We start from the raw sequence: 26,385 nt of genomic DNA on the forward strand, positions 1-26,385 counted from the left end.
TTCTCCCCTTTGCCGAATCGCGACGAGGATCGGAAAGATACTTCGTCCTTTTTCGGTTAGTACATACTCCTTGGTAAGCCTTCCGTCGGAAGCGGGAACGATTTCGAGAATTCCTCCAATGGCTGGCTTTTGTAATCGAACACTCGGGATTTTCGCAACCGCAATACTGTAAAAAGAAAGGACTCAAATACTCAACTTTTCGTTACCACTGGGAGAGACGGCCTAAGATTCAGCAAAAAGAAGAGAGCTTTGTAGAAGTTCCTCAATCTGTTTCAAACGGCCTCCCTTTGCCAGGGTCTGAATTTTCGACCCTAAAAATAGATTCGTCCGGCAAGGCGATAGTGTCCTGAAAGTTTCGCACAATTAGAAATTCAGATAAGGTTCTCGGGGACCGTCAAGCTGCGAGCTTTGAAATTTTAAAAATAGATCCTAAGAATGCTCAAGCAGAATGGATCGTAAAGGAAATCGGTAAGCTCTATGCAATCGAGTCGAAGGCCAGGGAAGCAAGTTTAAGTTCCGAAGAACATCTAAAACGGAGACAATCTGAATCCAAGCCGGTCGTTGATGAGATCCATTCCTGGATGAATAAACGGATCATGAAGTCGCTCCTAAGTCTTCGATGGGAAAAGCCTATGGTTATCTTGCCGGGCAGTTGGAGAAGCTCCTTATCTTTTTGGATCATCCGGAATTGCAATTGGATACAAATCTGGTCGAGAATGATATTCTTCCTTTTGTGATCGGAAGAAAAAATTGGCTCTTCTCCGGTTGTCCGGAAGGAGCGACTGCAAGTGCAGGATTTTATTCTTTAGTTCAAATTGCAAAGCTCGCGGGAGTCGATCCTTATGTGTATCTGCGGGATCTATTTACCTCTTGGGAATGCGAGCCGAGGAGTCTTTCTTGTCAGGACCTGCCGCAACTCGCTATACCTGTGCTTTGATTAGGGTTCGATTCCGTCGCTTTGTATCTCCCAAGGTAAGTAATTACCTTAGGCCAAGAATAAAAAGCAAATCATAAGCCCAAGGTTTTACCAATATTACGAAGCAGTTACGGGTTGGTTAGTTTAGGGAGGGGTAGGGGCCACATCCGATCCTAGAAAAATCGATTTTGATCTCGTTTTCTAATAGAAATCGGGACTTGCGGCCCTCTTTTTTTACTTAGAAGGATAACCTCCGTAAGTCATTTTTCCTATAAGATAGATAGGACTTTTCTTTTGGGTCAACACTCTCGTTTTTAGAGAAGATTGGATGTTAGAAAGCAGACTACTTGAGTATGTGACTCCTGCGCCGTCCACTGCGACCAAAAAATGGACAGAATTTTCTGGATCTTCTTCAGGATCTAGATCGTCCCACACCGCTAAGATATTTCCGGAGCCGCTAACTCTATTCGGGTCTGGGATTAGGACGGCTTCATTCGAAGTATTCTGTGGACTTGTAGGAATTCCTTTGTTATAGATCATTTTATCCGTGATCAGCACAATATCCGGACCGGAAAAATGAGGAGGAAGATATACTTCTGTAGGGGCGTCGGAACGTTTGCCTGTCCAAATCACTACGATAAATCTTCTGTCTCCGAAATAATTTGTGCCGGTATCCGTAGTACGGATCGCTCCCCACTGAAAGACATTATTCCAAGTATCGTATCCTATCGTGTTATAATAGAAACTCATGAGAGAGCCTTGGACTTTTCTAGGATAACCTCTTTGGAGAACGTGATAGTCCATATTGGATTTTGTTCCGTAATTTCCGATTACGGAAAAGTCTTCATCGTTCCAAGCGTCTTTTGCGGTCAAAAGTTTGGAAGGATTACCGTTCATGTATTCCTTATGATTATCGTAATAATAATCCCAATGCCATTCCGTACCGGATACGACAGGGTTATAAAAATCCGCGAATCTGGTCTTCGTCGTTTGCTGAACGTCCGAAATCTCCATTGCCTGATAAACGCCGCTGATCAAACGAGCAGTGTCCTGGGCTCCGACTCCTTTCAATTTCATCCCGAACTCGCTTAAGAAAACCGGAATATCCAAGAATCTAGCTTCCTTTCGGATCTCATCCAAAGCTTTGAAATAAGTTCCGTTGTCGATCCCTGTCAGATCCAAACTCAATCTGCCCGCATCGTAAAAATGGGAATTGAAAACGAAACCTTGTCCTGGTTTGGAAGTTAAATAACCTCCACCGGTGGCGATCCCGCCGAAGTTTGTATTCCAGAATACCATTGGTTCCGCATACACCCATTTGTTTTCCCAACCGTTTTGGTCCAAGGTTTGTCTAACTTTGGAATAAAAGGGCCAAAGTTTCTGATTGTCCCATTGAGCGGGAGAAAGGCCTTCCATTCCACCGTCGGCAGGTTCGTTAAAAGGATCTAAACCTAGGACGTAATCGAATTCATTACTAGTTAAGTTGTTCTTAATATAGGTTAATGCTTTTCCCATTTGCCAGAGATATTCCGTCTGCAAATTTCTAGTTCCGAAAGATATGGAGAAGGGCGCATTATTCCAAAAATTGCGGAAACCCCTTCGGACTGCTTCGTTAGAGAAAAGGTTTTGCCCCCAAGTGAAGCAAATTCCGCAGGATTCTTGGGGATAAGAACCGCTCGGCAGGACCCAAGCGGGAGCTCCATTCCCGGTATACCAAGAGCCTTTGTTAAATAAATGCCTGGAGAATAGATCCTGGTGGTAATCCAACAGGATATACATTCTGCGAGAGATGGCCGCTTTGATCTGAAGAATGACCGAATCTAAATAAGTATAGTCGATCGTATCAATGGAAGGGTGGACTCCTTCCCATGCGATTAGATAACGAACCATATTGGAGCCCGCCGTTTTTCCTAAAAGAGAGAAAGCGTTCTCCGCATCCGCGGTGTTTCTGAACGGTTTAAAACCGTCGGAAAGCATCTTCGTGTTGCCTGAGATATTGAATCCCCTGAAATATGCCTCACGACCGAGACCATCCATGAAGATCCGGTCCGTTGTTCCCGAATAAGATTTCGTACCTAACGAAATCTTTCGGTCCGCTTCCGATCCAAGATAGTCCAGAGAGTGAGAGCCTGGGCCGGTTGCAGCGGCTACCAATTCGTATTCGTTTGTCCGGTCTTGAGAGCCGGAAAGGTTGAGAAGGGAGAATATAGCGTTGTTATTATTTTTAGAACTTGGGTTTTCACAATGAGTGAAACAAACAAATGCCAACGCTAAGAATATTTTCATATAGAGCTTACGAGTCATGCGTAGTGATCAGAGATCAGATTTTTCTACTGGAAAGAGAATTTTTGGGAGAGCTGAAATATTTTTGAAGGACGGATGTTATTTATTTCCTATGTTATTTTTTGTTAATTGAAGGAGATAAGTGAATTGTAAGAGGTCCTTGGAGAGGGGTGGCGTAGATGAAGTAGTGGTTTTAAAATCAGGACTAGGATAAAGGTATTTGTTGTAAAACACATCCGATACAAATACGCATGCAAACATTTTAATGGAGACGAAAGAAACGAAGCAGGAAACGTAGTAAAGACGGCCCCTCTTCCTCCGCAGTTACTACCGCAAAGTATCGCAACGCCGGGGCTTGTAGCGTATCTCTTGACGAATAAATTCGTAGATCATCTTCCATTTTATAGAATGGAGAAGATATTTCGTAGAATGGATCTGGAATTGCCCCGTTCAACGATGTGCAATTGGACAAAACAAGTGTATGAGAGGTCTACGCGGTCGAAAAAGAAATTCGAAAACAAAAACTTCACTCTCTGTGTTTATTTTCAAAGATTCAAAAAATCAGGGAAGAAAAATCAAAACCTATTTTGGATGATTTAAAAACATTCTTAGACAGTGCCTATTCTCAAGTCCTTCCAAAGAGTCCGATCGGCGAGGCAATTCGTTATACCTTAAACGAATGGGAGCGATTGACGATTTATCTTTATCACGGAGAATTTTATATCGATAACAATCTTGTAGAAAATGGAATTCGGCCCTTCGTAATCGGACGAAAGAATTGGCTATTCTTAGGCAGCCCTGACGGAACTGAGGCCAGCACTTTCTTTTTTTCTATCGTTCAAACCGCTATCGCTAACAAAAAGGATCCCTATGTCGTCCTTCTTACTCTTTTCGAAGGGATGCCTGCCTCCCATTCAACACAAGATTTTGAAAGTCTTTTTTCAAAATCGATGGGATGGGTTTACTTGAGCGCTTACGATTCTTCCCCTACTTCTGTAACTTTTCCAACCTCTAGCAGCTACTGTCTTCTGTCTTCTGAAAGCGAGCGCGTCCGTCTTCTATCTTCCGTCCTCTGCAAGCACGGAAATATTCCGCTAGAATTTGATTGCGGAAAGGAAGCGGAGTCCTAAAATCAAGAAAACCGTAAAAAAGAGCAAAGTAGTTTTTCAAAAAACTCCCGGAAATATTTTTGAAATTATCGCAAATAAAAACATAAAACCGTAATATGTAAAATTTAGTATGGAATAAATTCACAAGACATTGGCTAATTCGTTTTTATCATTTTTCCTTCTTTTTTCGGCTCTACTTTCGTTGCTTTACGCAATCGGAGAGATTTTTTCGTTTTCAAGGGGCAATCGAAGAATCGTCCTGTTCGGGATTTTCCTATCCCTTTCCTATTTTCTGTTTCATGCATATCTCGTATCTTCGCGAAACATTTTACTTTTTCCTTATTTATTTCTAACTCACCTTCCTTGCTCGGCCATCCTTGGCGCTTTGTTGGAACGATATTTATTGTTGGCCTGGGGAAACCCTGCCGAAAAACCGGAGAGATTTCTGCTGAAGATTTTACCGGCGTTGGGGATTGCGATTTGGCTTACTCCTTTTTACTTTCAGAATAGGGAAAGTAAAATCCATCTTTTGGAGAAAATCGCCGTTTCCGGAACGGATTGGCATGTGAAAATACCGGTACTATTTACTATGTGTATCTTCCTTTATTTTTTGCTCTCGGTTCTCGTACGTCTATTCAGAACGGTCCGTTTTTCGGTCGTTAAAAGAGACATTAATTTAGCTACGATCGTGTTTCTGAGCAGTTTTGCAATCTTAAGTACGTTCATCGGATCGTATTCGGTTCTCTCTGGCGGAAAGGATCCTTTAGGTATGATCGGAGCCTGGTTAGGCATCTTTCTTTTATTCATATACGTTTATAGACAAAGATACCCCGAATTTTTTCTGGCGGTTCGTAAAGTCGTGGAAGAGGAAAAACGAGTTAGGGCATCCCAGTTGGGAAAGTTCGACCTTACGGACATCAAATCCAAATTGAAGGATCTTTTTGAAAACGACAGAATCTACAGAGAGGAGGAGTTGACTTTATCTACTCTTGCGGGCCGCTTAGGATTGAGCTCCCATCAGCTTTCCGAGTATCTGAATAACGAAGAAAAGAAGAGTTTCTTTCAATTATTAAACGAATATAGGGTCGGAGAAGCCAAGGAGAAAATTCGATCGAGTCCGAAGGATACGCTGCTGACTATCGCTTATTCTTCCGGATTCCGTTCGAAATCCACGTTTAACGACGTTTTTAGACGCGAAACCGGTTTAACGCCTTCCGAATATAGAAAACGAATCCTTAAAAGAAAGGAAAAATAGGTCCGATTCGATCGGATCGGACACCTTTTTATTTCCGTTCCGATCGAAACGGTCGAGTAAACTCGACGAGTCGAGTATCTTTACGCTATTCCTTCCGGGAGGTAATAAGATGCCATCATGCGAGTTTAGTTGGGAATGTGCGAAATCGTTCGGGCTTTTTCAGCTTACGATGAATTTTCTTCGGTACTATCCTATTGCGGGGCTGGCTTTTTTCGTCTTTTGGGTGTGGAAGAGGGGAATGTTTCAGAGGTTTAGGATTCAGAAACAATTTCCAAAAAAAGAAAGGATTATTTCGGAAATTAAGCAATCTGCCGTTACCCTGTTTATGTTTAGCGGGATCGCATTCTCCGTTTATGTTTTATCCGGGTTCGGTTATCTAAATCGGAAAATTTACTTCAATCTTTCCGAACATGGCGGCTGGCTTTATGCGATATTTAGTTTTATTTTAATTACGGTTTGGCATGAAACATGGTTTTACTGGTTCCATCGTTTGATGCATCATCGGAAAGTATATTCGATAGTTCATTCCGTTCATCATCAATCCGTAAATCCGTCTCCTTTAGCCGCCTATAATTTCCATTGGTTAGAGGCGTTTCTCGAAGCGTTTTACGTGGTTCCCTTTATCTGTTTTGTGCCTATACATTTCGGCTTCTTTCTCGCTCACACGATATACGCGATGGTTATGAATATTTGGTGGCATCTCGGATACGAATTTTTTCCGCGCGGATGGACAAGTCACCCGATATTAAAATGGATCAATACTTCCACTCATCATAACCTGCATCACCAGAAGTTTCACGGAAACTATAGCCTATATTTCAATATTTGGGATAGGATTATGGGAACGAATTTTCCATATTACGAATCTTACTTCGAGCAAGTCGCAAAAGATCGCGATGACAAAAAAGAATCTCCCGAATTCGTTAAAGAGGAACTCGCCGACCAGATCGGGTAGAGGGTCCCGAACGCGGCTTTGGCCGAATGTCGTCGATTCGGCTTTGAAGCAAGTTAAAGATTTTCACTCTCCTGTTTTTCAACCAATCGATTCAAAAGATCTTTGATCTTCTGTATAGTACTATTCTCCGGCGAGAGTTCAAGCGCGAATCTTATAGTCGAAGCGGCCTCGTCGAATTTTTTAAATGCAATGTAAATTTGGGCTAAATTGATTAGATTCTTTAGATGACTAGGTTCTCTTAATCTTAAACGTTCTCCGAAGTTCAAAGCTTTTCTAAGTAAACCGGCCTTCCTTGCGGCAAAGGAAGCTACGTATAATATATCATTATCTATAGGTTTTAAATCCAAATAATCTTCCGCGTATCTGGCGACTTGGCGGTAGTTTTTGACTTTTAAATAAAGTTGAATGAAATTCTTTTTTACTTCCGGGACTCTATTGTTCAGTGTGTCCGCTTCCTCCAAAAACGAGATGGCTTCCTCCATCTCGTCGCTCTTAGTCATTTTTCTCACTTTGGCTAGAAGCTTTTTTATCTTTTCCTTTTCTTTCGTTTCTTCCTCGTTGATCCGTTCATTTGTTTCGGAGAATGAGAGTCTGATCATCGAAAGATCGTCGGTTAGCGGACCGCGGCTCAAGATTCGCTCATAAATCCGTTTGAGATCGCCGCCCCCTTCTTCCACTAGTTTAAGAAAGAGTTGCTCGTCGTCGTTTAGGATTCTTCCTCCCGTTTCGTCGGTGGATAAGAGTATATCGTCCCTTCCGTCGGAACCTGCTATGATAACGTCTCCGGGTTCTAACTGAAACGTTTTTATGAAAACACGTCCTTCCAAACCTGTCGTACCCAATTTCCTAAATAGAAGTTCGTTTTCGATAAAGGATGCAATACCGTCGCGATATAAAACCGTCCACGGGTGTTCCGCATTTATATAATATAAGATTCCACTTTGATCATCTACGAGTCCCATTACCAAGGAAACCAGCATCGATCCGTCAAAACTTTCGAAAACTTTATGAAGTTCCGTAAATGCGCTCTTTAGCCAATATTCCGGAGATTGTAGGCGAATCGAACCGATCAAACGCGTGCGTTCGATAATGGATTCGAATACGGCTCCCAAAACCAAGGCACCTCCGGCGCCTTGCATGGATTTTCCCATGGCGTCAGCGTTTAGAAAAACGGTGAAGGACCTGTTTTTGAGTTCGATATGATTGGCGATATTCATATCCCCTCCGATCTCTTCTTCGTAGTTTCGGAAGGAGAATTTCTTTTTTTGCTCTAGAAAAAAATCCACTTTCACTTTTTCTTGTGTAGCTTTGTTTTCACCGAGAGGCCGGATGAGAAGAGAAGTCAGGAAATAATCCCCGTCCTGTTGCTGTTTTAGTTCCTTGATTTCATCTAATGTGTGCTCCAACTCTCTCGTTCTTTCTTTTACCTTTCCTTCCAGCTCCGCCGCATATTGCTCCAGCCTCGCTCTTGCTGCCTTAATCGAAAGAGTCATTCGATTGAAGGAACGCGCTATGAAGCCGATTTCGTCTTCCACATGAGGAACCAGTCGGTAATCTAAGTTTCCGGAATTAACTTCTCTCAATCCTATCACGATATTATCTAGGGGAGTTAATAATGCTCCTTTAAAGAAAAGTCTAAATCCGGCGGCAGTCACGAACACGATCGATACTAGGGAAATGACTAATATCAAAGCCGGTTGATGAAGGTACCGTCTCAAGGATTTGTAATCGAATCCTGCCTCGTAAATTATTCCGCTCCTCGGATGGGTGTATATGTATGAAACGTAATATTTCGGTTTTTCGTCCCCCGGGCGAAATGTCCGGATACCTCTATAGATTCGTTCTCCTTCCTCACGAATCGGAATCAATGTAGATAGGAATACATCGTTCATTTCCTCGTTATTTTTTCCGCTTTCGACTTCTGAGAGGAATATTTTCGAAAATGAATCAAGAGTCGCAGATACGCCGGGCTCTTTCGAAACGAAAAGTTTGGATACTAAGGCTTTATCGTTCTTTTGAGGCGAATTATAAAATTTACTTCGAATAACCCTTAACTTACTTTCCAAAAGAATGAAAAATGCATGGACTGCTTCATCCGAAACGAATTCCGATCCTTTCGATAATAAAAATTCCTTTAAGCCGGCACTGTATACCGAGAGATGCTTCGGATCCTGCTCTATAATTTCAGACGAACGTTCCCAACGTTGATCTCCTTTTAGATTTCCCAAGCGGATTAGCTTGTTTTTATAATAGAGTAATCGCAACTCGTCCTTATCGTTGGTTCCCGTTCGTTTATCCTTGCTTCCGAACAGGGTCTCAATTCTTGACGTATCCGGATCGAAAGACACTAGATAAGAAAGATCGTCCGGTCTTTCTCCATTTAGAACGACTAACCGAGTGGTTTTTGTTTGAATCGCATCAAAGGAGGATTCGTAGCCGTTTAGGATCGCGTAGCCGACTAGCTGAAATACGAGTAGAAAAGTCGCCATCGCAACACCGACGATTCGACTAAGTATGGTCGTTCGCTCTTTGGTGATATTGATATATAAGACGATCATAATAAAGTAGCCGGCAACTAGAGTTAGATCCGCGCATTGCTGATACGCCGCTCGAGAAACCGTTCCATCTCTGCTTAATGCGTTCATAATTCCCGAGAAGATGCTCAGAAAACAGTAAGACAATAAAATATAAATTACCGCCCGTCGTTGTTTCCCTTTTTCGACTATGGCTCTCCAAATTCCCGCCGCGATTAGGCATATTATATAGATTAAAACTATGAGCGAAAATATCTTATAAAACATAGGCGTTTGAAAGTCCCAGTGATGACTTCCGAATACGAATGTTCTTGTCGCTTTTAATGAAACCGTGACATAGAATCCTGTAACTATCAAGATTCCCAAGTATTGGATTCCAAAAAGAATTAACCCGATTTTCTCCTTTTTCGGTTCCGGGAAATAAAAGAAAAAAAGAAATAAATGAATTAGGCTGATTAAAGGAATCGGAATCATGAACCATCTGTGGAAGATCGTCCATTCATCGTAGGAAGAGAAACCGACCGCGTAAGCCGAATGGTAGAATATAGTGATTAAAGTAGCGATGCCTATGTTGAGGGCCGCTTTGCTTCTATCTTTGATTCCCAGGAAAAATACGGCAGCATACGCCGAGAATAACGCCGCTAATAGGGAGCCGAACGAATAAAAATTGAAATAAATCGGATCCATATGAGAACGGGACTCTGTAGCATTGCGGGAAATAGAGGAACGTCAAGGAAAATAGTTATTGCTTCCATCTTTTTCGAACGACTCGCCGAATATATTCCGTGAAAAACCGATCTCGAGAAAGAAAAATAATGTTAAACGAATAAAAGTTTCTTTTTAATTCGTAGAATTTTAACGTCCAAATTATCCTAAAGAGCCTGTTAGCATTCAAGTAGGGAGAGGTGTAAATGAAGGGGACGATCGCCGGAATTAACGGAAAAGATAACAAAGTGATTATTATGACCGATTGCGGATATACGTATGGGATTGCGAACGTCGAGTATATGAGAGTGAATCAAGTGGTCTCGGGCGACTTGAGAGGTAACGGTTTCGAAATTCTGACAAATCTAAGTTCCGGTGATGATTTTGTTTTGGAAATCGAGGCTTATGATTGCACTAAGGAGGCGGCTCTTCTTCTTTTGAACGAAAATTAAAAGAATAACCTGTATTCGTAATGGATGAAAAGAGCCTGAAAGGAGTTTCTTTCTAGAAAATAGAGTAGGATCTTCAAAGCCCCTTCCTTAAGGGGTTTTTTTATTGCCGAGAGCATTCGGTGCGTAAGCCGGCGATCCAAAGTGCGGAGGTCTTCTCGTTGGATAACCCGTAAGATGCGACAGCATTCGCCGTTACTTATTTAAAAAATCGAAGAAATCTCATCATACCTTACTGCCTAAATTTCTATTAAACTAGCTTTCAAGGCATTCGACCGATTGCTTTGGTATAAAACTATATGATTTTGTTTCATAGATGAACTGGATATATTGAATTTGAGCGTAATCACTATTGACAATTGTCAAGACTTCGATTTCTCATAAAAAATCCTGAGCTTACGATTCAGGCCATGAATTTTCATTTTCTCAAGAGTAACTAATTTGCCATCATCATTTATTTTCGAAAAAAGTTCCAATTGCTTCCGAAATGACGCAGATATGTTCCTATTATATGCGCTCCTTAGGAGAAAAACAATTTATTCTGCATAGAATCGGAGAGAACATTTCGGCCGGTGCACAGTATCGAATACTATTCGAATATATTACTCAAGGGTATATAGGTCTTATAATTAATAATTTATAATGCGCATTTTTTTTTAAGCGATCTCTGTTGATCCGCCTGTTAAAACACGTCCTTGTATTTAGTGGAAAGAAATATTTTCCGTACGCGCTCGATAAGATTCGCTGGAATATTAGGATAGCTTAGTGTCAAAATTTATGAGTGCCGATTTGATTGAGGATTTTACCGGGAGGAACTTTTTGTCCGACCCGAGAAAGAATATCCTGTATATAGATTCCGATGCCGCATATGCGGAGAATCTATCCGCGAATTTTGAAGCGGAAAAATACGGCATTATATACGCATCATCAGTCGCAAACGCTTTGGAGAATTGTATGCAGGTCGAGCCGCCGGCGATCATCGTCGATCCAAGCTTTACCGATATCGATTGCATTAAATTTTTGAGATCCTTAAGAAAATTGTCGCCGGGGAGCGTTTTCTTCGTAAATGCTGCATCCGATTCTCTCGATCCGAATATATCCTCACTGCCTTGGATACATAGCGTGTTGGATAAGGGGCAGGATATCCATAGACTCGTCGAATGCATTTCTACCGTGCTTTGCGAGAAAGAAAGCCGCCTCAGCGAATTTCATAAGAAGGCGTTAAACGAAGAGAATTTGGTATCCGAAGTCGCTTGGCTTCAATGGAAGGAGAATCGAAGAAGTTCGGAAAGTCTTACGATCGGTAAAAATATCCTAGATAATTTAACCCACAGCATTTCTCAGGGATTAGGCATCGGTTCCTTGATCACTAGATTGGATTTGGTTGAATCGTTTCTCGTTCGCGAGAATGGGCGATATTCCGTGCCAATCGATTTACTTGATTCCATTTTTGAAAACAAGGATATACTTCGCGATTGGACCGACAAACTGGAGAAATTCAGATCTTTGTTCGATCTTGCCATCGATAAGGAACGTACCCACTTTGATGCAGTTTTATCCTCGATTCGATCCGGCATCACCGAATTCGAAGAATACGCAAAAATTAAGAACCAACAGATTTTCTTCGAAGATAGATCGTTCGATCAATTCGTCTATTCGCATCCGGATTTCGTGAAGTTTTCATTCAGGGAACTGATGGTTAACGCGATGAAATTCTCCCCGGAAAACTCGAAAATTCACATTCTCTTATATTCCAATCGGAGCTATATTTCGCTTATTGTAATGAATGACATTTCGATCGGTGAAACCGGAATTTCAGGTATCCCCGAGGAGTATTATTTCAAGGTCTTCGAACCGTTTTTCCGTTTGAATCATATCTATGACGAGCGATTTCATACCCTCGACTTCGGTTTCGGCATCGGGTTGAATCTAACTCAAAATCTTGCCAGACAATCGGATTGTAAAGTATCGATATACGAACTTAACGATTATACGGGCGAGTCCTGTTCTCGAAGAGTCGCAGCCGAGTTGCAGTTTCCGATTTGTTGATATATTTGAAAATAGAGTATTCGAGGATTTTGATTCCAAATGAGTAATACCCGGCATAGAGTTATCGCGATCTGCATCCTGATGGAACGATATCTTCGATGCAATTTTAATTTGAAAGAAGCCGTCCCCGATTGGTGGAATATCGACCCGAAAATTTCGGGAGAACATTATATTCGAGAGTTAAACGAGGATAATAAAAGGTATGTTCTTTCGGCTTTCTCGTCCCGTTCGGAAGCTTTAAGCGCATTTCTTCGCGATCTAGGACCTCTTGTGGGAGAGAGTATAGATCGGATTCGTTCCGAAGTGGAAATGGAATATCCAGTTTAAGCTCGAACTTCGGAATAGAGGATATGTTGGAAAGATATTTTTATTATAAGTTTGTGTAATATTATTTCAATAATACCAGTGTATTATTAATATATTATGTTTATTGCTTGATCGTTTAAGATGGCTAAGGGGATCGCCATTTAAGAGGGATAGATGGAAGTTGATTATGTAAGTTTGTTGAAGGATTTCCTGGCCGAATCCGCGGACCTGCTCGATTTAGCGGAACAGGCCGTACTCGATATCGAAAAAGATTATAAACCGGAACAAGTAAATACCCTATTTCGCGTAATCCACACTATTAAGGGGAATTCGGCGATATTTGATCTTCCTGCAGTGTCAAAAGTATCCCATTCTTTGGAGAGCCTGTTAAATCATAGACGAAAGACAGAGACCAAGCCCTCGGATGAGGAAGTCGCGCTTATTCTCAATTGCCTGGATGAAATTAGGGAAATGCTCTCCCAAGTCGAAAAGAATAAGGGTTGGGATGTCGAAGATCTTTTGATTCGAATTAACTCCTTCCTAACGGTCATCGAATCCGGCGAAAAAGCTAGCTTCGGTCTATATTCTCGAAAATCGGAAGAAAAGAATGAGGAGAAAATTGCTCCGAAAGAAAAATCCAAAATATCCATTCCTAAGAAATACGTGGAAAAGGCAAAAGCCGAGAATAGTTCCTTGTTCTTTTTAAAATATCAATCCAAGGAAACCGAGGGAGACGCCGTAAGCGATTCGGTCTTGGAGGCGGTTTCGACCGTTGGAGAAATCCTGCTCTCCGGTCAACTGGGCTCCCCTCAGAATGGATCGCAAAAGAACGGCGTACATAAACGCTATCTCCTGGTCTTATCGGACTTAAGCTTATCGGATATATCATGGAAAACGAATATTCCGATAAATGCATTTACGGCGGTGGTCGAGAGTCGAGCTAACGGGCGGGGCGAGAATGGGTTTCATCCCTCATCGAATCCCAAGGATGAATCCTCTTCATTGACGAGAGCCGACGGAGCGAACGTCCAGGCAGAGTCGTATTTAAGAATTCCGCTTCAAGCTCTCGATCATATGATCAATTTAGCGGGTGAGACGATTATCGTTCGAAACCAATTATTGCAAAAAGTGGAATCCTATCAGGATCATTCGTTACTGTCAATCGTGCGGAACCTAAGCCAGCTTATTACATTGTCTCAAGAAAGTATAATGCGGACTCGTCTTCAAAAATTGGAATCGTTTTATAAAAAAATTCCGCGACTCGTTAGAGACTTGGAGAAAATCACGGGCAAGGAAGTCGAGCTCCATCTCGAAGGCGGAGAAGTCGAGTTGGATAAGAATATCATCGATACGATTTCGGATCCGATCACGCATATGATTCGAAATGCTATCGATCACGGTATTGAGGCGGCGAGCGAGCGGACGGCTTTTGGAAAGCCTGCGAAAGGTAATATCTCTTTTTCGGCGGCTTTGCGGGGAGGGAACGTCATTCTGAAAGTGAGTGACGATGGACGCGGTCTGAATTTCGAAAGAATTCGGGAGAAGGCTATCGAGCGAGGAATACTTAATCCCGAGGAAGCGGATCGAAAATCTACGGAAGAGCTCGCCGAGTTGGTCTTTATTCCTGGCTTCAGCACTTCGCAGTCCGTATCTTCGACATCCGGTCGCGGTGTCGGAATGGACGTCGTGAAAATGAATTTTCAGAAGGCCGGCGGTTCCGTTTCGATATCTTCGGTCCCCGGAAAAGGGACGATTATTAGCGCTACGCTTCCGCAGACTTTATCCATAATAAACTGTCAGATGGTGGCGACCGAAGGGATGCACCTCGCTATTCCGCAGGCTAATATCAGCGAATTGATATTATTGGATCGAAAATTAGTTTCTTCGATCGAGAATAAGGAAGTCTATCAGTTACGCGGGCATTTGCTTCCTATACTAAGTGCAAGTAAAATCCTGCAGCTTTCGAATAGTTCCATTACGGAAAGTAGATATTTAGTCGTTGTCCACACGGAGAAGCATCATTTCGGATTGCTCGTTGAAGAGATAGAAAACTCGGAAGAGATCGTAGTAAAGCCGTTAACCAAGGATTTAGCCCGCCTTAATTTATACACCGGTGCCGCGATTCTTGGCGACGGGAGTGTTAGTCTTATTTTGGATATATCCGGAATCGCCAAATATCTTAGCCTTCAAGCGAATATTCTGGAGGAAACAAAATCGATTTCGACGAAGGAAACGATCGCAAGGGATCAGTATCTTCTGTTTGCAGTGAGAGGCCAATTGTTCGGTATAAATTCGAACGACGTTCAGAGAATAGAACTAATCGATCTTAAACAAATCGAGTATATTATGAAACGTGAAGTAATTCAATATAGGGGCGAAGTTCTGGAGCTTTGTCGATTGGAGAATTACTTTAATCTCTCGAATGAGCAAGTTCATGCTCAAAGCACCGTTATTCTTATGCACTTTGAGGACGGCAGAAAGGGTTTGCTAGTCGAGGAAATCGTAAACGTCGTCGAAGAAATTCCGTCGTTCACCAAAAGCGAGGATTTGTCCACGGGAGTATTAGGGAGCGGCGTCCTCTCCGGACAAATCGTAATCATAATAGACGGTAAGACGGTGATGAGTAAGATAAGTAAGAATTTGACGTTAGTTGATATTAACTAATAAGGAAATTTGAATGGACGAAATAAATAATAAGCAATTTCTATCTTTCTTTCTCGGTAAAGAAATATACGGGGTCCCTCTCGCCGAATGCAAAGAGGTGGATCATAATAAAAAAATATTAAGAATACCTTGTGCACCTCCTTACATCGAGGGAATCGTTAATTTAAGAGGCGACGTCGTAACTATATTGAATCTTCAGAATCTATTCGGAAAGCAGTCCAATGGGGATAAAGATAAGTATTCTATTATACGATTGAAAGGCAAGAAACAGGCTTTTGCCATTCTTGCGGACGAAGTTTCGGACATCATCGAGATATCCGAGAAGAATTTCGAGCCTTGTCCTTCCCATTTGGATGAGAGAGAAGGTCGGTATATTCGGAATGTGGCGGTATTTAAGGGAGAAACGTTAATCGTCTTAAACCATGAAGAATTATTGCATTTAGAGGACGCGTAAGAGGAAAAAAGCATGTTTAACTTTGTTTCACAAAAGAATCAAGTAGAGAACGAACGGAAGCAAATGTCCGTTTCAGTCACGGACCAAGAAGTTGCGATGCGCGACGGGACTACACTCGTCTCAATGACCGATTTAAAGGGAAAGGTCATATACGCGAATAGGGAATTCTTGGAAATCGCGGGTCTTACCGAAGATGAATTGGTTGGAAAGGCGCATAACGTAGTTCGGCATCCTGACATTCCTCGCAGTGTTTTTAAGGACTTTTGGGATACGATACAAGCCGGCAAGCCTTGGAGAGGTATCGTAAAAAACAGGAGCAAAAGCGGAGATCATTATTGGGTTGATGCGAATGTCGCGCCTAGGATCGAAAATGGCAATACTGTCGGATATATTTCCGTTCGGAGAAAGCCGAATCGATCTCAAGTGGAGTCGGCGGCTAAATTGTATAAGGATATTTTATCCGGTAAAACCACATTGGATTCCACCAGTACAAGATGGTTATCCATTCGCTTCAAACTTACCGCTTATATCATTGCGAACACATTTGGACTTTCCTTTTTGGCAGGTTCGATTTATTTCGGCTTAAATCATTTGATCGCATACGGGTCGGCGGCCTTTTTTGCCGCGACACAAATTGTATGGGGATTTTATAATATAGGCTATATTTTGAAACCCTTAAAAGAGTCTACTCAAGTTGCAAATAGAATCGCAACGGGGGATCTATCGGTTAACGTAGTTCATAATCGAAACGACGAGATAGGAGAATTAGACAAGGCTATTTTAAGTATGTTGATCAATACGGCAGGATTGATCGCTAGATTAAAGGAAAACGGGGATATTTTACTTCAATCTTCCAGCGATCTTTCCGGCGCGAGTTTAAATCTATCTTCGGGAACCGAGCAGATGTCGCAGCAATCGCAGACGATTGCGGCTGCCGCCACTCAGATGAATCAAAATTTGAGTATGGTTTCAAGTTCGATCGAAGAGATGTCGGTGTCGGTCGGCGAAGTTGCAAAGAAAGCGGCAGACTCGGCAAAGATCGCTCGCGAAGCCAATTCGACCGCGCTCGAAACGGGCGAAGTCGTAAAAGAACTGGGCGAAAACGCGAGGGAAATCGGTAATGTTATTGAAAGCATTTCGAATATAGCATCTCAAACAAAGCTTCTGGCATTGAATGCGGCAATCGAAGCCGCTGGAGCCGGAGACGCCGGAAAAGGCTTTGCGGTGGTTGCGTCCGAGGTGAAAGAGTTGGCTCGACAATCCGCAGAATCTTCCGAGGAGATCAAAAGCAAAATTTCGGCCATCCAGAGAAGCACCGAAAGAGTGATCGAGTTCATCGGCCGTATTACAAATGTGATCGCCGAAGTGAATCAGATCAGCGGTAGCATTGCGTCCGCGGTGGAAGAACAATCGATCACAACAAAGGAAATAGCCGCGAATGTCAGCCAGACGGCCTTAACGTCGAACGACGTTACTAAAAATATCAACGGTATATCGACCGCATCCGTGGACGGCGCAAAGGATTCCGGTCGTGTATCTAAACTTTCCCAATCGTTGCAGGAATTAGCGGCCGGCCTTACCTCGTTGGTGAACCAGTTTAAGATTTAAACTAGGATTAAGGAAAGAGGAATTAAGATGGGGTACCCTATGGAATTGACGAGGGATAAGAAGAAAATTTCGGTTTTGGCCGTAGATGATTCCCTCGTTTATAGGAATCTGCTCAGGGCCTCATTTTCTCAAGACCCTGAGATCGAATTCCTCGGATCCGCAATAGACGGTAAGTATGCTTTGCCTAAAATCGCGCACCTTAAACCGGATTTCGTGGTCTTGGATGTGGAAATGCCTGAGATGAACGGAATTGAAACTTTACGCGAAATCAAAGCAAACTATCCGGCGACGAATGTGATTATGCTTAGTTCCCTCACCATGGAGGGAGCTAAGGTCACCATCAAGGCTATGGAAATGGGGGCCCTAGATTTCGTATCCAAGCCGGACGGTCTTTCCGAATCTGCCGAAAGAATCGGAGAGGCGTTGGAGCAGTTAACGGCTAAGATTAAAGCAATTCACGCACAGAATTATAGTAAAACTAAGAATATCGTAAAAACGGATTTCGCTCGTAAGATTCCGAAAAGCTCTTTCAAACGGAAATATGCAATTTGCGTCATCGGTATCTCGACCGGCGGTCCTCAAGCCCTGAGAGATTTGTTTTCTAGAATTTCGAGCGAAGTAGAAGGTAGTATCGTCGTTGCGCAACATATGCCTCCTCTTTTTACCAGCTACCTTGCCGAAAATATCTCGCAAGTTACGAAATTAAAAGTTAAAGAGGCGGAAGAAGGAGAGATACTAGAAAGTGGATCCGTCTATATCGCTCCCGGCGGTAAGCAACTCGAGATTTCTCAAAGTCGAAAGGGTCCTATAGCAAAAGTATTCGACGGTCCATTAGAGGAACTTTGTAAACCGTCGGTAAATATATTATTCAACTCAATCGCGAACAATTTTCCGAACGAATCGATCGGGATCATTATGACAGGGATGGGCGAAGACGGGTATGTCGGAATGAAAGAAATGAAAAAGTCCGGAAGCCTATTGTTGGCTCAATGCCAGGAAAGTTGTGTCGTATTCGGAATGCCTAATAAACCGATTAAGGACGGTATAGTGGACGAAGTACTGGATATTCAAGGTATAGCGGATAAAATATCCGATTCCATGAGAAGAGGATAAGTTGAATGAAAGAAGAGATGATACAATTCGTAAGCGTCCTACAGAAGGCGACCGGAATCTATCTGAGCGAGGAAAAGTTATATCTCTTAGAGAGCAGGTTATCCGACATCATGGTCGACCACAAAATCGGTTCCTTCCTCGATTTTTCTAAGAAATTCGAAAACAACCAAGAGGAGGATTTTCGAGAACAAGTTATCGAGCGAATTACCACCCATGAAACAAAATTCTTTCGTGATATAAGTATTTTCGAAGCGATCACGCAGAGGATACTTCCCGAAATAGTCGAACGGCTGGAAGAAGGATCCAAGGATAACGATTTAAGAGATCAGAAAATTCGAATTTGGTGTGCCGCCTGTTCCACCGGCCAAGAACCGTATTCGATCGCTATAGCGATCAAAGAGAGACTCCCCCATTTATTTAAGAATGTTCGAATTCTCGCTACCGATATCGCGAAGGAAACAATCGAAAAAGCAAGAATAGGATGCTATTCTCCCTTTGAAATCGGTCGCGGGTTGGAAGAATACCATACGGATCGCTATTTCGATAAAGCTGAGGACGGAAATTTTAAAATAAAGGATGAAATTAAATCAATCGTGGAATTCGAACAACATAATTTAATTTCTCCGAATTTTCCTTCGGGCTTTGACCTTGTTCTCTGCAGAAATGTTTCCTATTACTTCGATATGAAGGAGCGATCGAATTTGTTCCAGAAGATTTATAAATCGATGAATCCCGACAGTTTTCTAATACTAGGCTCTGCGGAATCAATTTCAGGTTTCTCGAATAATTTCATTATTCGGGAATTCGGGCTTTGTCGCTACTATGAAATTAATTCAACTAGTGTAACATTATTTTAAAGGAGATATAATATGAGTACGGTTAGAATTCTCGCGGTGGATGATTCTGCCACCATGCGAAGTTTAGTGCAGCAAACTTTGGGGATGGGCGGATACGAAGTTCTTTTGGCTTCGGACGGTAAGGACGGGATCGAAAAATTCGGACAAGGACCGTTCGATCTGGTGATCACCGATATCAATATGCCCGTGATGGACGGAATTACGTTCATACGCGAACTCAGAAAAATCGATGCGAAAGTTCCCATTCTTACGCTCACAACCGAGTCGGAAGAAAGCATGAAGAAAAGCGGGGCAGCCGCCGGCGCGAACGGCTGGATCGTAAAACCGTTTCGTCCGGTTCAATTTCTGGACATTATCAAGCAAGTTCTTCAATCAAATATCGCCTAATGGACAATATTAACTGCAATTGAATTCCTTTCTCTGCTTCCGTTCACGGAATGCGAAATATTCGATGGAAGGTACAATCTGCCCCCAGGAATCGAAAATCTTACTTTGAGGAAAGAGATGAAGGATTTTGATAAAATTTATGCCATCTATGTGGATCAAGAAACGATGCAATCCCATATTCTGGAATCCATCCTGGTCTTTAAGGAAAATCGACCGAAATTTCGGGACACCGTATGCAATCTGAGAGTCGCGGGTTCGGAAAGCCATACGCATACTCACTACGATTTATCCGCTCTTCTCAAAATCATTAAACTAAAGCCCGATTCTTTTTGCGAAGAATGCAAATCATATATTTCATCGGATTTTGTAGACTTTAGCTTCGATACTTTATAGACATTTATCAATAAAATAGCTATGTAATGGAGAAGATTTATTCGTCAATTATAATATAAAGAAAAGATAAAAGTTAGATTAGCGAAGGTCTGTCTACCCAATTTAAACTTAGATCGGCGAACGGATGAAAAAGCGGATTCGGAATTTTGGGGGGATTTAAACGATGAAGAAATTTATTCTATTAATTAGTCTTTGGATTTTATGGTTTTATGCGGCTCGAGGAACCGTTCAGCTGGGAAGCTACAATTCTGCGCAAGAATGTAAGGCGGCAATCGATTCGGATAAGTCGGGATTATTATTGTGGAGAACCCGCTGTTTGGAAACTAAATAACCTATCTGACTTTATTTGAATCTATCCGTAGTACTTATTATACGTCTCCGCGTTGCGGGAGACCTCCCGGTCGGATTTAGAATGCTAGTCCGCGCAACCGAATTCATATCCTGTCGTTCGTTATTCTTTTACTAATATGAAACGGTCCTTTTTCCAATGATAGACGATGGAGGGTTTCTTATAATAATCTTCGGGATTCTCTCCGACCAAAGAAAAACGACAGGCAATGTCGTTATCATTCGGGATCAAGGAGCAATATATATGGTCAGGAATCGAATCTTTAGGTAGAGGCTTCAAGTCATACGGTTCGAAGTATTCGGCTTTTATTCCGGGAAAAATTTGATCGGTAATCTCGTTCCAAACATTACTTTCGTTTTTATAAAATTGAAGCGATACGGTTTCGGAAGAATCGGCGTCCGAATACGTGCGTATGATACCGATGATATCCGAATGCTCGGTATTCTTCCAGGACGCCAAAACGATTTCCGAACTCCCTTCCAATAAACCCGCACGTAATCGGAGAGAATTCGTCGAGGATTCGATTAGCGCGTATTTTCCCGTCCCTTTTAGGTCGTAGCGATTCTTGGAATTTAATAACGCTGCGATACGCTGTTCATCGGTCTTTAATCCGGGACCGAGAAGATCCTTAGGTAGACGGAAAAAGTAATCAGCTACGGTTTTTTCCGGATATTTTGCCTTGTCGGTCTCCTTCGAGAAGCTATCTCCGGAGCACGAGGATAGCAGAATTAAGAACTGTATTAAAATAGATATATAGTTTATCATAATATTCTAAATAAAGATCCTGATCTATCTTTCGACTCCCTTCGTCTTTTTCCGGCGACAATTCCTGCCTTTGTCGGAATTACGTATTACTGCGAATCGGAGCTCGGAGCATCATCGGGAAAAAATTCGAAACGTCTTGCATCGATCGGACTCTTCAAAACGAAATTCCTTTAGTCGGTCCGAACCTTATCTAGGAAATAGAGAAGGGAACGGTGAAAGTTTTCCTTTGTTTAGGACGGAGATGTATTCTCCGCCGAATCAAGCGATCGGCGGCGGAAGAGATATAAGTAATTGAATTAATAATTGCGAAGAGCTAAAAGCTTGGAGTTGATCCAAAAAAACGGAAATGCGATTAACTAAGATTAGATCGAATCCCGATCTCGGGAGAAATTTATTTTGAAGATCGAAAGGTGCCTGGGCCTCGAAATAAGATCCCGAAAAAAGACCGTCATGATCCTTAAGACTATGCCTGCCGGGTTTGGCTCGAAGAATCGTCTGCGTAAAGCCTGTCCAATTTCCGCTGCAAATATCGAGCGTATCAATGATTGCATCCATCGATACTGAATAAAGTATTACTAAAAGGACTATAGTTCGTCCAAATTTAGCGCCTTGCTTCATTCTGCTTCGCGAAAGAGACATCTATCAAACCTGGCTTCGAAAGACTATTTCCAAAAACAAACGTCAAGACGAAAAACTTACTCCGTATTTATTTTAGGGTTTCAATCTAATTTCAAAATAAAAACAAGACTCTTACGTGTTTTCGGCTAAGGCATTATTCTTTATAATGATTATTTGAATTGAGCACCTTCGAGCGTGCCTGCCGGACCTTTGAAATTGATTTCGAAAAGATCATAATCAGATTCCCTTAACCCGCTCACGTATGCGACGGAGATTCCTAAGTAATATTTTCCATTGTATTTGAGAGCTCTCCAGGCAAAGCCTGCCATGTCTTCGGACGTTACGGAAAATGGATGCACTTTACCCCTGGATTCGTCGATGTAAAGTCCTTCGTACGTTCCGACTAATGTTCCTTTATATTCGAGACTCAGTATTCTTCCGAAAACCGAAAAATTTCTTTTTCCGCCGGTTTTTCTGTCCACGAACTTGTCCGCGGCGGCATCTTCATTCGCATGGATCCATACCGTAAGACGTTCTTTAGGATCCCTCGCCTTGGACGTCTTCGGCAGGATATTTTCCTGAAATTGAGCGTCGACGACTTCTCTATCCGTAGACAATGAGATGGCTTTGATTCGGTGAATTCTATATTGAACTAATATGGTTTGGTTTAGATTCTTGCTAAGGAAGTTTACGAGATTTACGTTTTCGGGTCGGACGCTAAAGGCCGCCTTCTTTTTTACCGGAGTAAAGCATTCGTCTTTTGCGGCCTCGCACTCCTCCAACGGATCGAAGTAAGTTATTTCCAGAATACCTTCATATGATTCGTAGATTATCCCTCTACTTTCAAATTGAATTAATTTGGCGACCATCCAGCCTTCCGAAAACGTTCCGAACGCGGAGACTGGAGTCGAGATTTGGAAGTAGAGAATCGAAGATATTAGAAAATAGAGAATCCGTTTTATATTCATGCTCTGCCTATCGGTTTGAAGTAACGCTTGCCGTTAAGTAAACAATTGTGGATTCCCCGATTCTCGTCAAATCAACGCGGCAATAACGATTCGATAAATTTCTTGCGCAATTGGTCGGAATAATAGACCTTTTTGCTCTTCTTTTAGGTTTCAATTTCGTAATTTTAAGCGGAGTCATTTTTATTGATTCAACGTTTAGGAAAAAAAAGAATTGCCGGTTCGAATCCTACCGAGTTTGCCTCATCTAGAATTATTCTGATCCTTTCCGAGAGATGGAATATCAAATCCGACGATCTACCGAGTTTTTACCGGTCGATTTGTTCTGTTAGAGTTTTTAAAATTCCTTAATAAGGAAAACATAACCGAGATAGGACTCGGAAACCAAGGGCAAAGAGAAATGAGGATACTTTTCTTCGATATTCGGGATTTTACTCATTCGTCCGAAAAAATGAGCCCAAAAGATAACTTTGATTTTTCGAATTCCTATACGAGAAGAATGGGGCCGTTTATCAGGAAGAATAAAGGATTTGTGGATAAATACTTAGGAGACGGGATCATGGCCTTGTTTCCGAACAGCCCGGACGATGCGTTGCAAGCAGCGATGGAAATGTTAAAAGAACTGGCGAATTTGAACCTTTCCTGGAAAGAGAGAAAATACGAGCCGATTCCGATCGGAATAGGTTTGCATACGGGAACGCGTATGTTAGGGGAGATAGGCGAGGAAGAGCGAATGTACGGCACGGCGATTTCGGACGCGGTCAATCTTGCCTCTCGCATCGAAGGTTTGAGTAAGGAGCTTTATGCGACCATTTTATTAAGCGAGGGTAAGTACAAGAAACTTCATGACAAAAAGAAATATTCGTTTAATAAACTCGGTAAGGTGACCGTCAAGGGTAAGTCAAAATCCAGTCAAGTGTAAGAGGTAGTCGACTGAAGACGACCTCTCACGTCGATCCTATTCGCCCAAATTCACGCTTTCCGACGCTCAAGCCTCTTGTAAGAGTCCGGCTTTTGGGGCGGGTGCGGCGATTCTTCTCTTCAGTTTCTGACGAAAATCCTGTAAAACGTTCATATAGTAGATATACGCATCGTATGGAGAGGAATATGGACTAAAATATTTATGTACATCGCCGTCGTTAAAGTACTTAGTGCACATATAATAAAAATGATCCGAGGTTTGTAATTTTCCGTACGTATCCAGCAACTCTTCGTCTCCGAAACTATAGACCTTATCCTCGAGCTCATATACGGCCTCGAGAGCTTGGCGCTGCATCGAGTTGCCTAACCACGCGGAAGTGTCTCTCTCCATGTCCGCCCAGGATACGGGTTCATGAGTATCAATGTCTCCGATCGGATGATAATTCTCGGCCGCTCTTGAGACGGTGTTGAATTTAAAATCCGGATGCCGTTTTATCTCCGAAGGCAATAGTTTAAGGAATTCGAATATTCCGGAATTCGCCCACTGATGTTCGCCGAATGTTTCAAAGTCCATGAACAGGTTGACGCATTCTCCGTTTCCGGCGACCGAATGAACCCAATTCGAGAATTTATCCGCTTTTAAGGGATAAGCGGTCCAGGTTTTTTCGGAAAAACGAAATGCTATATCGTCGCTTAATCGATAATTTTTCAGCATTAACTTTAAACCCGGTTCGTACTTAGCCTTATAGAGGAAATTAGGGCTTCTCCAATCCAAAAGTCTATCGACTCCTTCCATTAGCATAACCGAATATCCCATATTTCTAACTAAACTTCCGATCCGATTGGAATATATCAGCTCGGTATTCCGGAACGCTTCCGGTAAAACTCCAAGTTCACGTTTAATGGTTTTTCGGTGTTTTTGAACGTGCCTGTTAAACTCCCTCTCGGAGAATAAACTTGAGAGCGAATGGTAATATGTTTCCGCCAGAAATTCGACATTACCGGTATCCGCCAGCCGTTTGAATCGGTCCAGAACCGCGGGGCACCATTTCTTAAACTGATCGATGGCCGTTCCGGAAATCGAAAACGTAAAATTGAATTCGTCCTTGTGCTCTTGAATCAGATCCAGCAGTAATTGCGTGGTAGGTAAATAGCATTTTTCAGCGACTTTTCTTAGTATCGCGGAATTCTTTCCATCATCAAAATACGTATCATCCTTTCCTATCTGGAAAAACCCGTACGGCTTTAGCCGAAACGGTTGATGGACCTCGAAATAAAAGCAAACTGATATCATATTTTTCTCCTATACACGTCTTCGATTTTTTTTGCATTCATATGCCAGGTGAGTTTAGAGGCATCTTTTTTAGCTTCTTGCCCCATTAGGTCTCTTAATGTTCCGCTTTTGAGTAAGGCGATCGTTTTAGCAGCCAGTTCATCCGTGTCCCAAAAGTTCACCTTTAGGCATCGATTGACGACTTCACTTACTCCCGATTGGTTAGATAGTATAACAGGAAGATTATGCGACATGGCTTCCAATGCAGTTAAGCCGAACGGCTCCGAAACGGAAGGCATGATGTAAAGATCGCTTATTTTATAAAGTCGATGTGCGTTTTCTTTATTCAAATATCCGGTATAGTGAAAATGTTTTCCCATTCCCAAATCCGCGGATAATTCGATCATTCTATGATGAAGATCTCCCGTCCCTGCCATGACGAATCGGACATTCGGAACTTCGCGAACGATTTTCACTGCGGCTTGGATAAAGTAATCCGGTCCTTTTTGATACGTGATTCGTCCTAAGAATAAAACGATCGGATCGTCGATGATCCTCTCCTTACCTTCGAAGTATTCCGATTCTGTGCCTTCGGATATTCCGTTATGGGCGACGAAGATTTTATTAGGATCGGCCTGGTATCTTTCTTGTAATAAGTTCTTAGTGTAATCGCTTACCGTTATGATCTTATCGGAGAATTCGCAGGCATCCTTTTCTACCTGCTTTATGTAATCGTTTTGATTTTCGCCCGATCGATCGTATTCAGTTGCATGAAAATGTAATATTGTTTCTGTCGTAAGTTCGGTTCGAATTTTTTTAGCCGCAGGAAAAGTCATCCAATCGTGGGCGTGAATTAAATCCGGTTTCAATACGGCTGCGACTTTGGCCGCAAAATCCGCGTATTTATGGATGTCATGAAATATGACAGGACCGTAACCGCCGGATATAGGAATCGGTAGGGCCGTGGAACTCTTCTTTATTCCTGTCTTTTCCGGGCCTGCAGTTCTTTCGAAAGTTTCCGAATGTGTCCACCTTCGATCTTTTCCATCGCTGAACGTGCTATAAGGCGAGAAGCTTAGATTTTCGCTGCTTTCTTGAACATTGAAAGAATGAGTTAGAATTAATTCGTTTTGGTCTTCTTGAGTAAGAAGTCGCCACCCGGAACTTATGTCCAGTAAATTGACGCCTTCGATTTGCTCCTCGTCACCATGTAGTTTAGGGAGCAACAAAAAGATGGTGTGTCCTAATTTCGATAAGGAATTCACGATTCCCTGACAAGCAACACCGAGTCCGCCCGCGACGTGAGGCGGGTATTCCCAACCCAGCATAAGTACGCTCTTGGGCGGCGTATTTTTTAGTTCAGTATCGTTCACGGCTACAGCTCGTCGTCATGTCATTTAATAATGATTAGTAATACTATATTTTCCGTATTACGCAACCGGCGGAGTGGCAAGCCG

The 26,385-nt window shown here is 42.3% G+C and carries 24 protein-coding genes and 1 pseudogene; 18 read left to right on the forward strand and 7 right to left on the reverse strand.

Going from position 1 to position 26,385, the window contains the following annotated elements:
* Positions 1-122 precede the first annotated feature (122 nt).
* Positions 123-350 carry an IS66 family insertion sequence element accessory protein TnpA gene (gene tnpA, locus LEP1GSC047_RS22100; protein ID WP_081654359.1) on the forward strand — a complete coding sequence of 76 codons (228 nt, stop codon included), beginning with the start codon at positions 123-125 and terminating at the stop codon, positions 348-350.
* A gap of 57 nt (positions 351-407) precedes the next feature.
* Positions 408-937 (forward strand): annotated as a pseudogene (locus LEP1GSC047_RS21190) (IS66 family transposase); the annotation flags it as partial.
* A 213-nt stretch (positions 938-1,150) separates the two neighbouring features.
* On the opposite strand, the gene LEP1GSC047_RS07500 reads toward LEP1GSC047_RS21190, so the two are convergent.
* The gene (locus LEP1GSC047_RS07500; protein ID WP_010410943.1) at positions 1,151-3,202 is read right to left on the reverse strand and encodes a cellulase family glycosylhydrolase; all 2,052 of its coding nucleotides are present in this window, start codon (positions 3,200-3,202) and stop codon (positions 1,151-1,153) included.
* A 366-nt stretch (positions 3,203-3,568) separates the two neighbouring features.
* On the opposite strand from LEP1GSC047_RS07500, the gene LEP1GSC047_RS22105 reads away from it, so the two are divergent.
* From LEP1GSC047_RS22105 to LEP1GSC047_RS07515, 4 genes are all read left to right on the forward strand, one after another.
* Positions 3,569-3,799, forward strand: a complete 231-nt coding sequence (locus tag LEP1GSC047_RS22105; RefSeq protein ID WP_010410940.1) for an IS66 family transposase — start codon at positions 3,569-3,571, stop codon at positions 3,797-3,799.
* Positions 3,733-4,329 carry an IS66 family transposase gene (locus LEP1GSC047_RS22110; protein WP_238325547.1) on the forward strand — a complete coding sequence of 199 codons (597 nt, stop codon included), beginning with the start codon at positions 3,733-3,735 and terminating at the stop codon, positions 4,327-4,329. Before LEP1GSC047_RS22105 ends, LEP1GSC047_RS22110 begins: the two co-directional genes overlap by 67 nt.
* Positions 4,330-4,459: 130 nt before the next feature.
* Entirely contained in the window at positions 4,460-5,563 is a 1,104-nt protein-coding gene (locus LEP1GSC047_RS07510) for an AraC family transcriptional regulator (RefSeq protein WP_010410934.1), read from the forward strand.
* A gap of 109 nt (positions 5,564-5,672) precedes the next feature.
* A complete protein-coding gene (locus tag LEP1GSC047_RS07515) occupies positions 5,673-6,518 on the forward strand; it encodes a sterol desaturase family protein (RefSeq protein WP_010410931.1) in 846 nt (281 codons plus the stop codon).
* A gap of 53 nt (positions 6,519-6,571) precedes the next feature.
* Here LEP1GSC047_RS07515 and LEP1GSC047_RS07520 read toward each other — a convergent pair whose 3' ends face one another.
* Positions 6,572-9,739: a SpoIIE family protein phosphatase gene (locus LEP1GSC047_RS07520; protein ID WP_010410928.1), complete on the reverse strand. Its 3,168-nt coding sequence runs from the start codon at positions 9,737-9,739 to the stop codon at positions 6,572-6,574.
* A gap of 224 nt (positions 9,740-9,963) precedes the next feature.
* Here LEP1GSC047_RS07520 and LEP1GSC047_RS07525 point away from each other — a divergent pair, with 224 nt between their 5' ends.
* From LEP1GSC047_RS07525 to LEP1GSC047_RS21865, 11 genes are all read left to right on the forward strand, one after another.
* Positions 9,964-10,209: a hypothetical protein gene (locus LEP1GSC047_RS07525; protein ID WP_010410926.1), complete on the forward strand. Its 246-nt coding sequence runs from the start codon at positions 9,964-9,966 to the stop codon at positions 10,207-10,209.
* An 816-nt stretch (positions 10,210-11,025) separates the two neighbouring features.
* A complete protein-coding gene (locus LEP1GSC047_RS20810) occupies positions 11,026-12,255 on the forward strand; it encodes a sensor histidine kinase (RefSeq protein ID WP_155825654.1) in 1,230 nt (409 codons plus the stop codon).
* A gap of 39 nt (positions 12,256-12,294) precedes the next feature.
* Positions 12,295-12,582 (forward strand): hypothetical protein, encoded by a 288-nt coding sequence (locus LEP1GSC047_RS07535; protein WP_010410922.1) that lies wholly within the window; start codon positions 12,295-12,297, stop codon positions 12,580-12,582.
* 153 nt (positions 12,583-12,735) lie between these two features.
* Positions 12,736-15,225, forward strand: a complete 2,490-nt coding sequence (locus LEP1GSC047_RS07540; RefSeq protein WP_010410917.1) for a chemotaxis protein CheW — start codon at positions 12,736-12,738, stop codon at positions 15,223-15,225.
* A gap of 13 nt (positions 15,226-15,238) precedes the next feature.
* Complete coding sequence (locus LEP1GSC047_RS07545) at positions 15,239-15,679, forward strand: chemotaxis protein CheW (RefSeq protein ID WP_010410915.1); 441 nt, start codon at positions 15,239-15,241, stop codon at positions 15,677-15,679.
* 12 nt (positions 15,680-15,691) lie between these two features.
* A complete protein-coding gene (locus LEP1GSC047_RS07550; protein ID WP_010410912.1) occupies positions 15,692-17,287 on the forward strand; it encodes a methyl-accepting chemotaxis protein in 1,596 nt (531 codons plus the stop codon).
* A 27-nt stretch (positions 17,288-17,314) separates the two neighbouring features.
* Complete coding sequence (gene cheB / locus LEP1GSC047_RS07555) at positions 17,315-18,400, forward strand: chemotaxis-specific protein-glutamate methyltransferase CheB (RefSeq protein WP_010410909.1); 1,086 nt, start codon at positions 17,315-17,317, stop codon at positions 18,398-18,400.
* 5 nt (positions 18,401-18,405) lie between these two features.
* Positions 18,406-19,257, forward strand: a complete 852-nt coding sequence (locus LEP1GSC047_RS07560; RefSeq protein WP_010410908.1) for a CheR family methyltransferase — start codon at positions 18,406-18,408, stop codon at positions 19,255-19,257.
* Between the two features lie 12 nt (positions 19,258-19,269).
* The gene (locus LEP1GSC047_RS07565) at positions 19,270-19,644 is read left to right on the forward strand and encodes a response regulator (protein WP_010410905.1); all 375 of its coding nucleotides are present in this window, start codon (positions 19,270-19,272) and stop codon (positions 19,642-19,644) included.
* Between the two features lie 117 nt (positions 19,645-19,761).
* On the forward strand, positions 19,762-20,037 hold the full coding sequence (locus tag LEP1GSC047_RS07570) for a hypothetical protein (protein ID WP_010410903.1): 276 nt from the start codon (positions 19,762-19,764) through the stop codon (positions 20,035-20,037).
* A gap of 163 nt (positions 20,038-20,200) precedes the next feature.
* Positions 20,201-20,368: a hypothetical protein gene (locus LEP1GSC047_RS21865; RefSeq protein WP_020988333.1), complete on the forward strand. Its 168-nt coding sequence runs from the start codon at positions 20,201-20,203 to the stop codon at positions 20,366-20,368.
* Positions 20,369-20,488: 120 nt separating this feature from the next.
* Here the strand turns inward: LEP1GSC047_RS21865 and LEP1GSC047_RS07575 are convergent, their stop codons facing one another.
* The 3 genes from LEP1GSC047_RS07575 to lsa26 all read right to left on the reverse strand — a co-directional run bounded on the left by LEP1GSC047_RS07575 (position 20,489) and on the right by lsa26 (position 22,737).
* Positions 20,489-21,151, reverse strand: coding sequence for a hypothetical protein (locus LEP1GSC047_RS07575; RefSeq protein ID WP_010410900.1), 663 nt, complete (start codon positions 21,149-21,151; stop codon positions 20,489-20,491).
* A 258-nt stretch (positions 21,152-21,409) separates the two neighbouring features.
* Positions 21,410-21,769, reverse strand: coding sequence for a hypothetical protein (locus tag LEP1GSC047_RS07585; protein ID WP_238325535.1), 360 nt, complete (start codon positions 21,767-21,769; stop codon positions 21,410-21,412).
* 170 nt (positions 21,770-21,939) lie between these two features.
* Complete coding sequence (gene lsa26 / locus LEP1GSC047_RS07590; RefSeq protein ID WP_010410895.1) at positions 21,940-22,737, reverse strand: surface adhesion protein Lsa26; 798 nt, start codon at positions 22,735-22,737, stop codon at positions 21,940-21,942.
* Positions 22,738-23,134: 397 nt separating this feature from the next.
* On the opposite strand from lsa26, the gene LEP1GSC047_RS07595 reads away from it, so the two are divergent.
* On the forward strand, positions 23,135-23,656 hold the full coding sequence (locus tag LEP1GSC047_RS07595) for an adenylate/guanylate cyclase domain-containing protein (RefSeq protein ID WP_010410892.1): 522 nt from the start codon (positions 23,135-23,137) through the stop codon (positions 23,654-23,656).
* A 66-nt stretch (positions 23,657-23,722) separates the two neighbouring features.
* Here the strand turns inward: LEP1GSC047_RS07595 and LEP1GSC047_RS07600 are convergent, their stop codons facing one another.
* Together LEP1GSC047_RS07600 and LEP1GSC047_RS07605 are read right to left on the reverse strand one after the other, a co-directional pair.
* The gene (locus LEP1GSC047_RS07600) at positions 23,723-24,949 is read right to left on the reverse strand and encodes a glycoside hydrolase family 57 protein (RefSeq protein ID WP_010410888.1); all 1,227 of its coding nucleotides are present in this window, start codon (positions 24,947-24,949) and stop codon (positions 23,723-23,725) included.
* Positions 24,946-26,301 (reverse strand): glycosyltransferase, encoded by a 1,356-nt coding sequence (locus tag LEP1GSC047_RS07605; RefSeq protein ID WP_180993220.1) that lies wholly within the window; start codon positions 26,299-26,301, stop codon positions 24,946-24,948. Before LEP1GSC047_RS07605 ends, LEP1GSC047_RS07600 begins: the two co-directional genes overlap by 4 nt.
* Between the last annotated feature and the right edge of the window lie 84 nt (positions 26,302-26,385).

The sequence above is a fragment of the Leptospira inadai serovar Lyme str. 10 genome (assembly GCF_000243675.2).
Lineage (GTDB): Bacteria > Spirochaetota > Leptospiria > Leptospirales > Leptospiraceae > Leptospira_B > Leptospira_B inadai.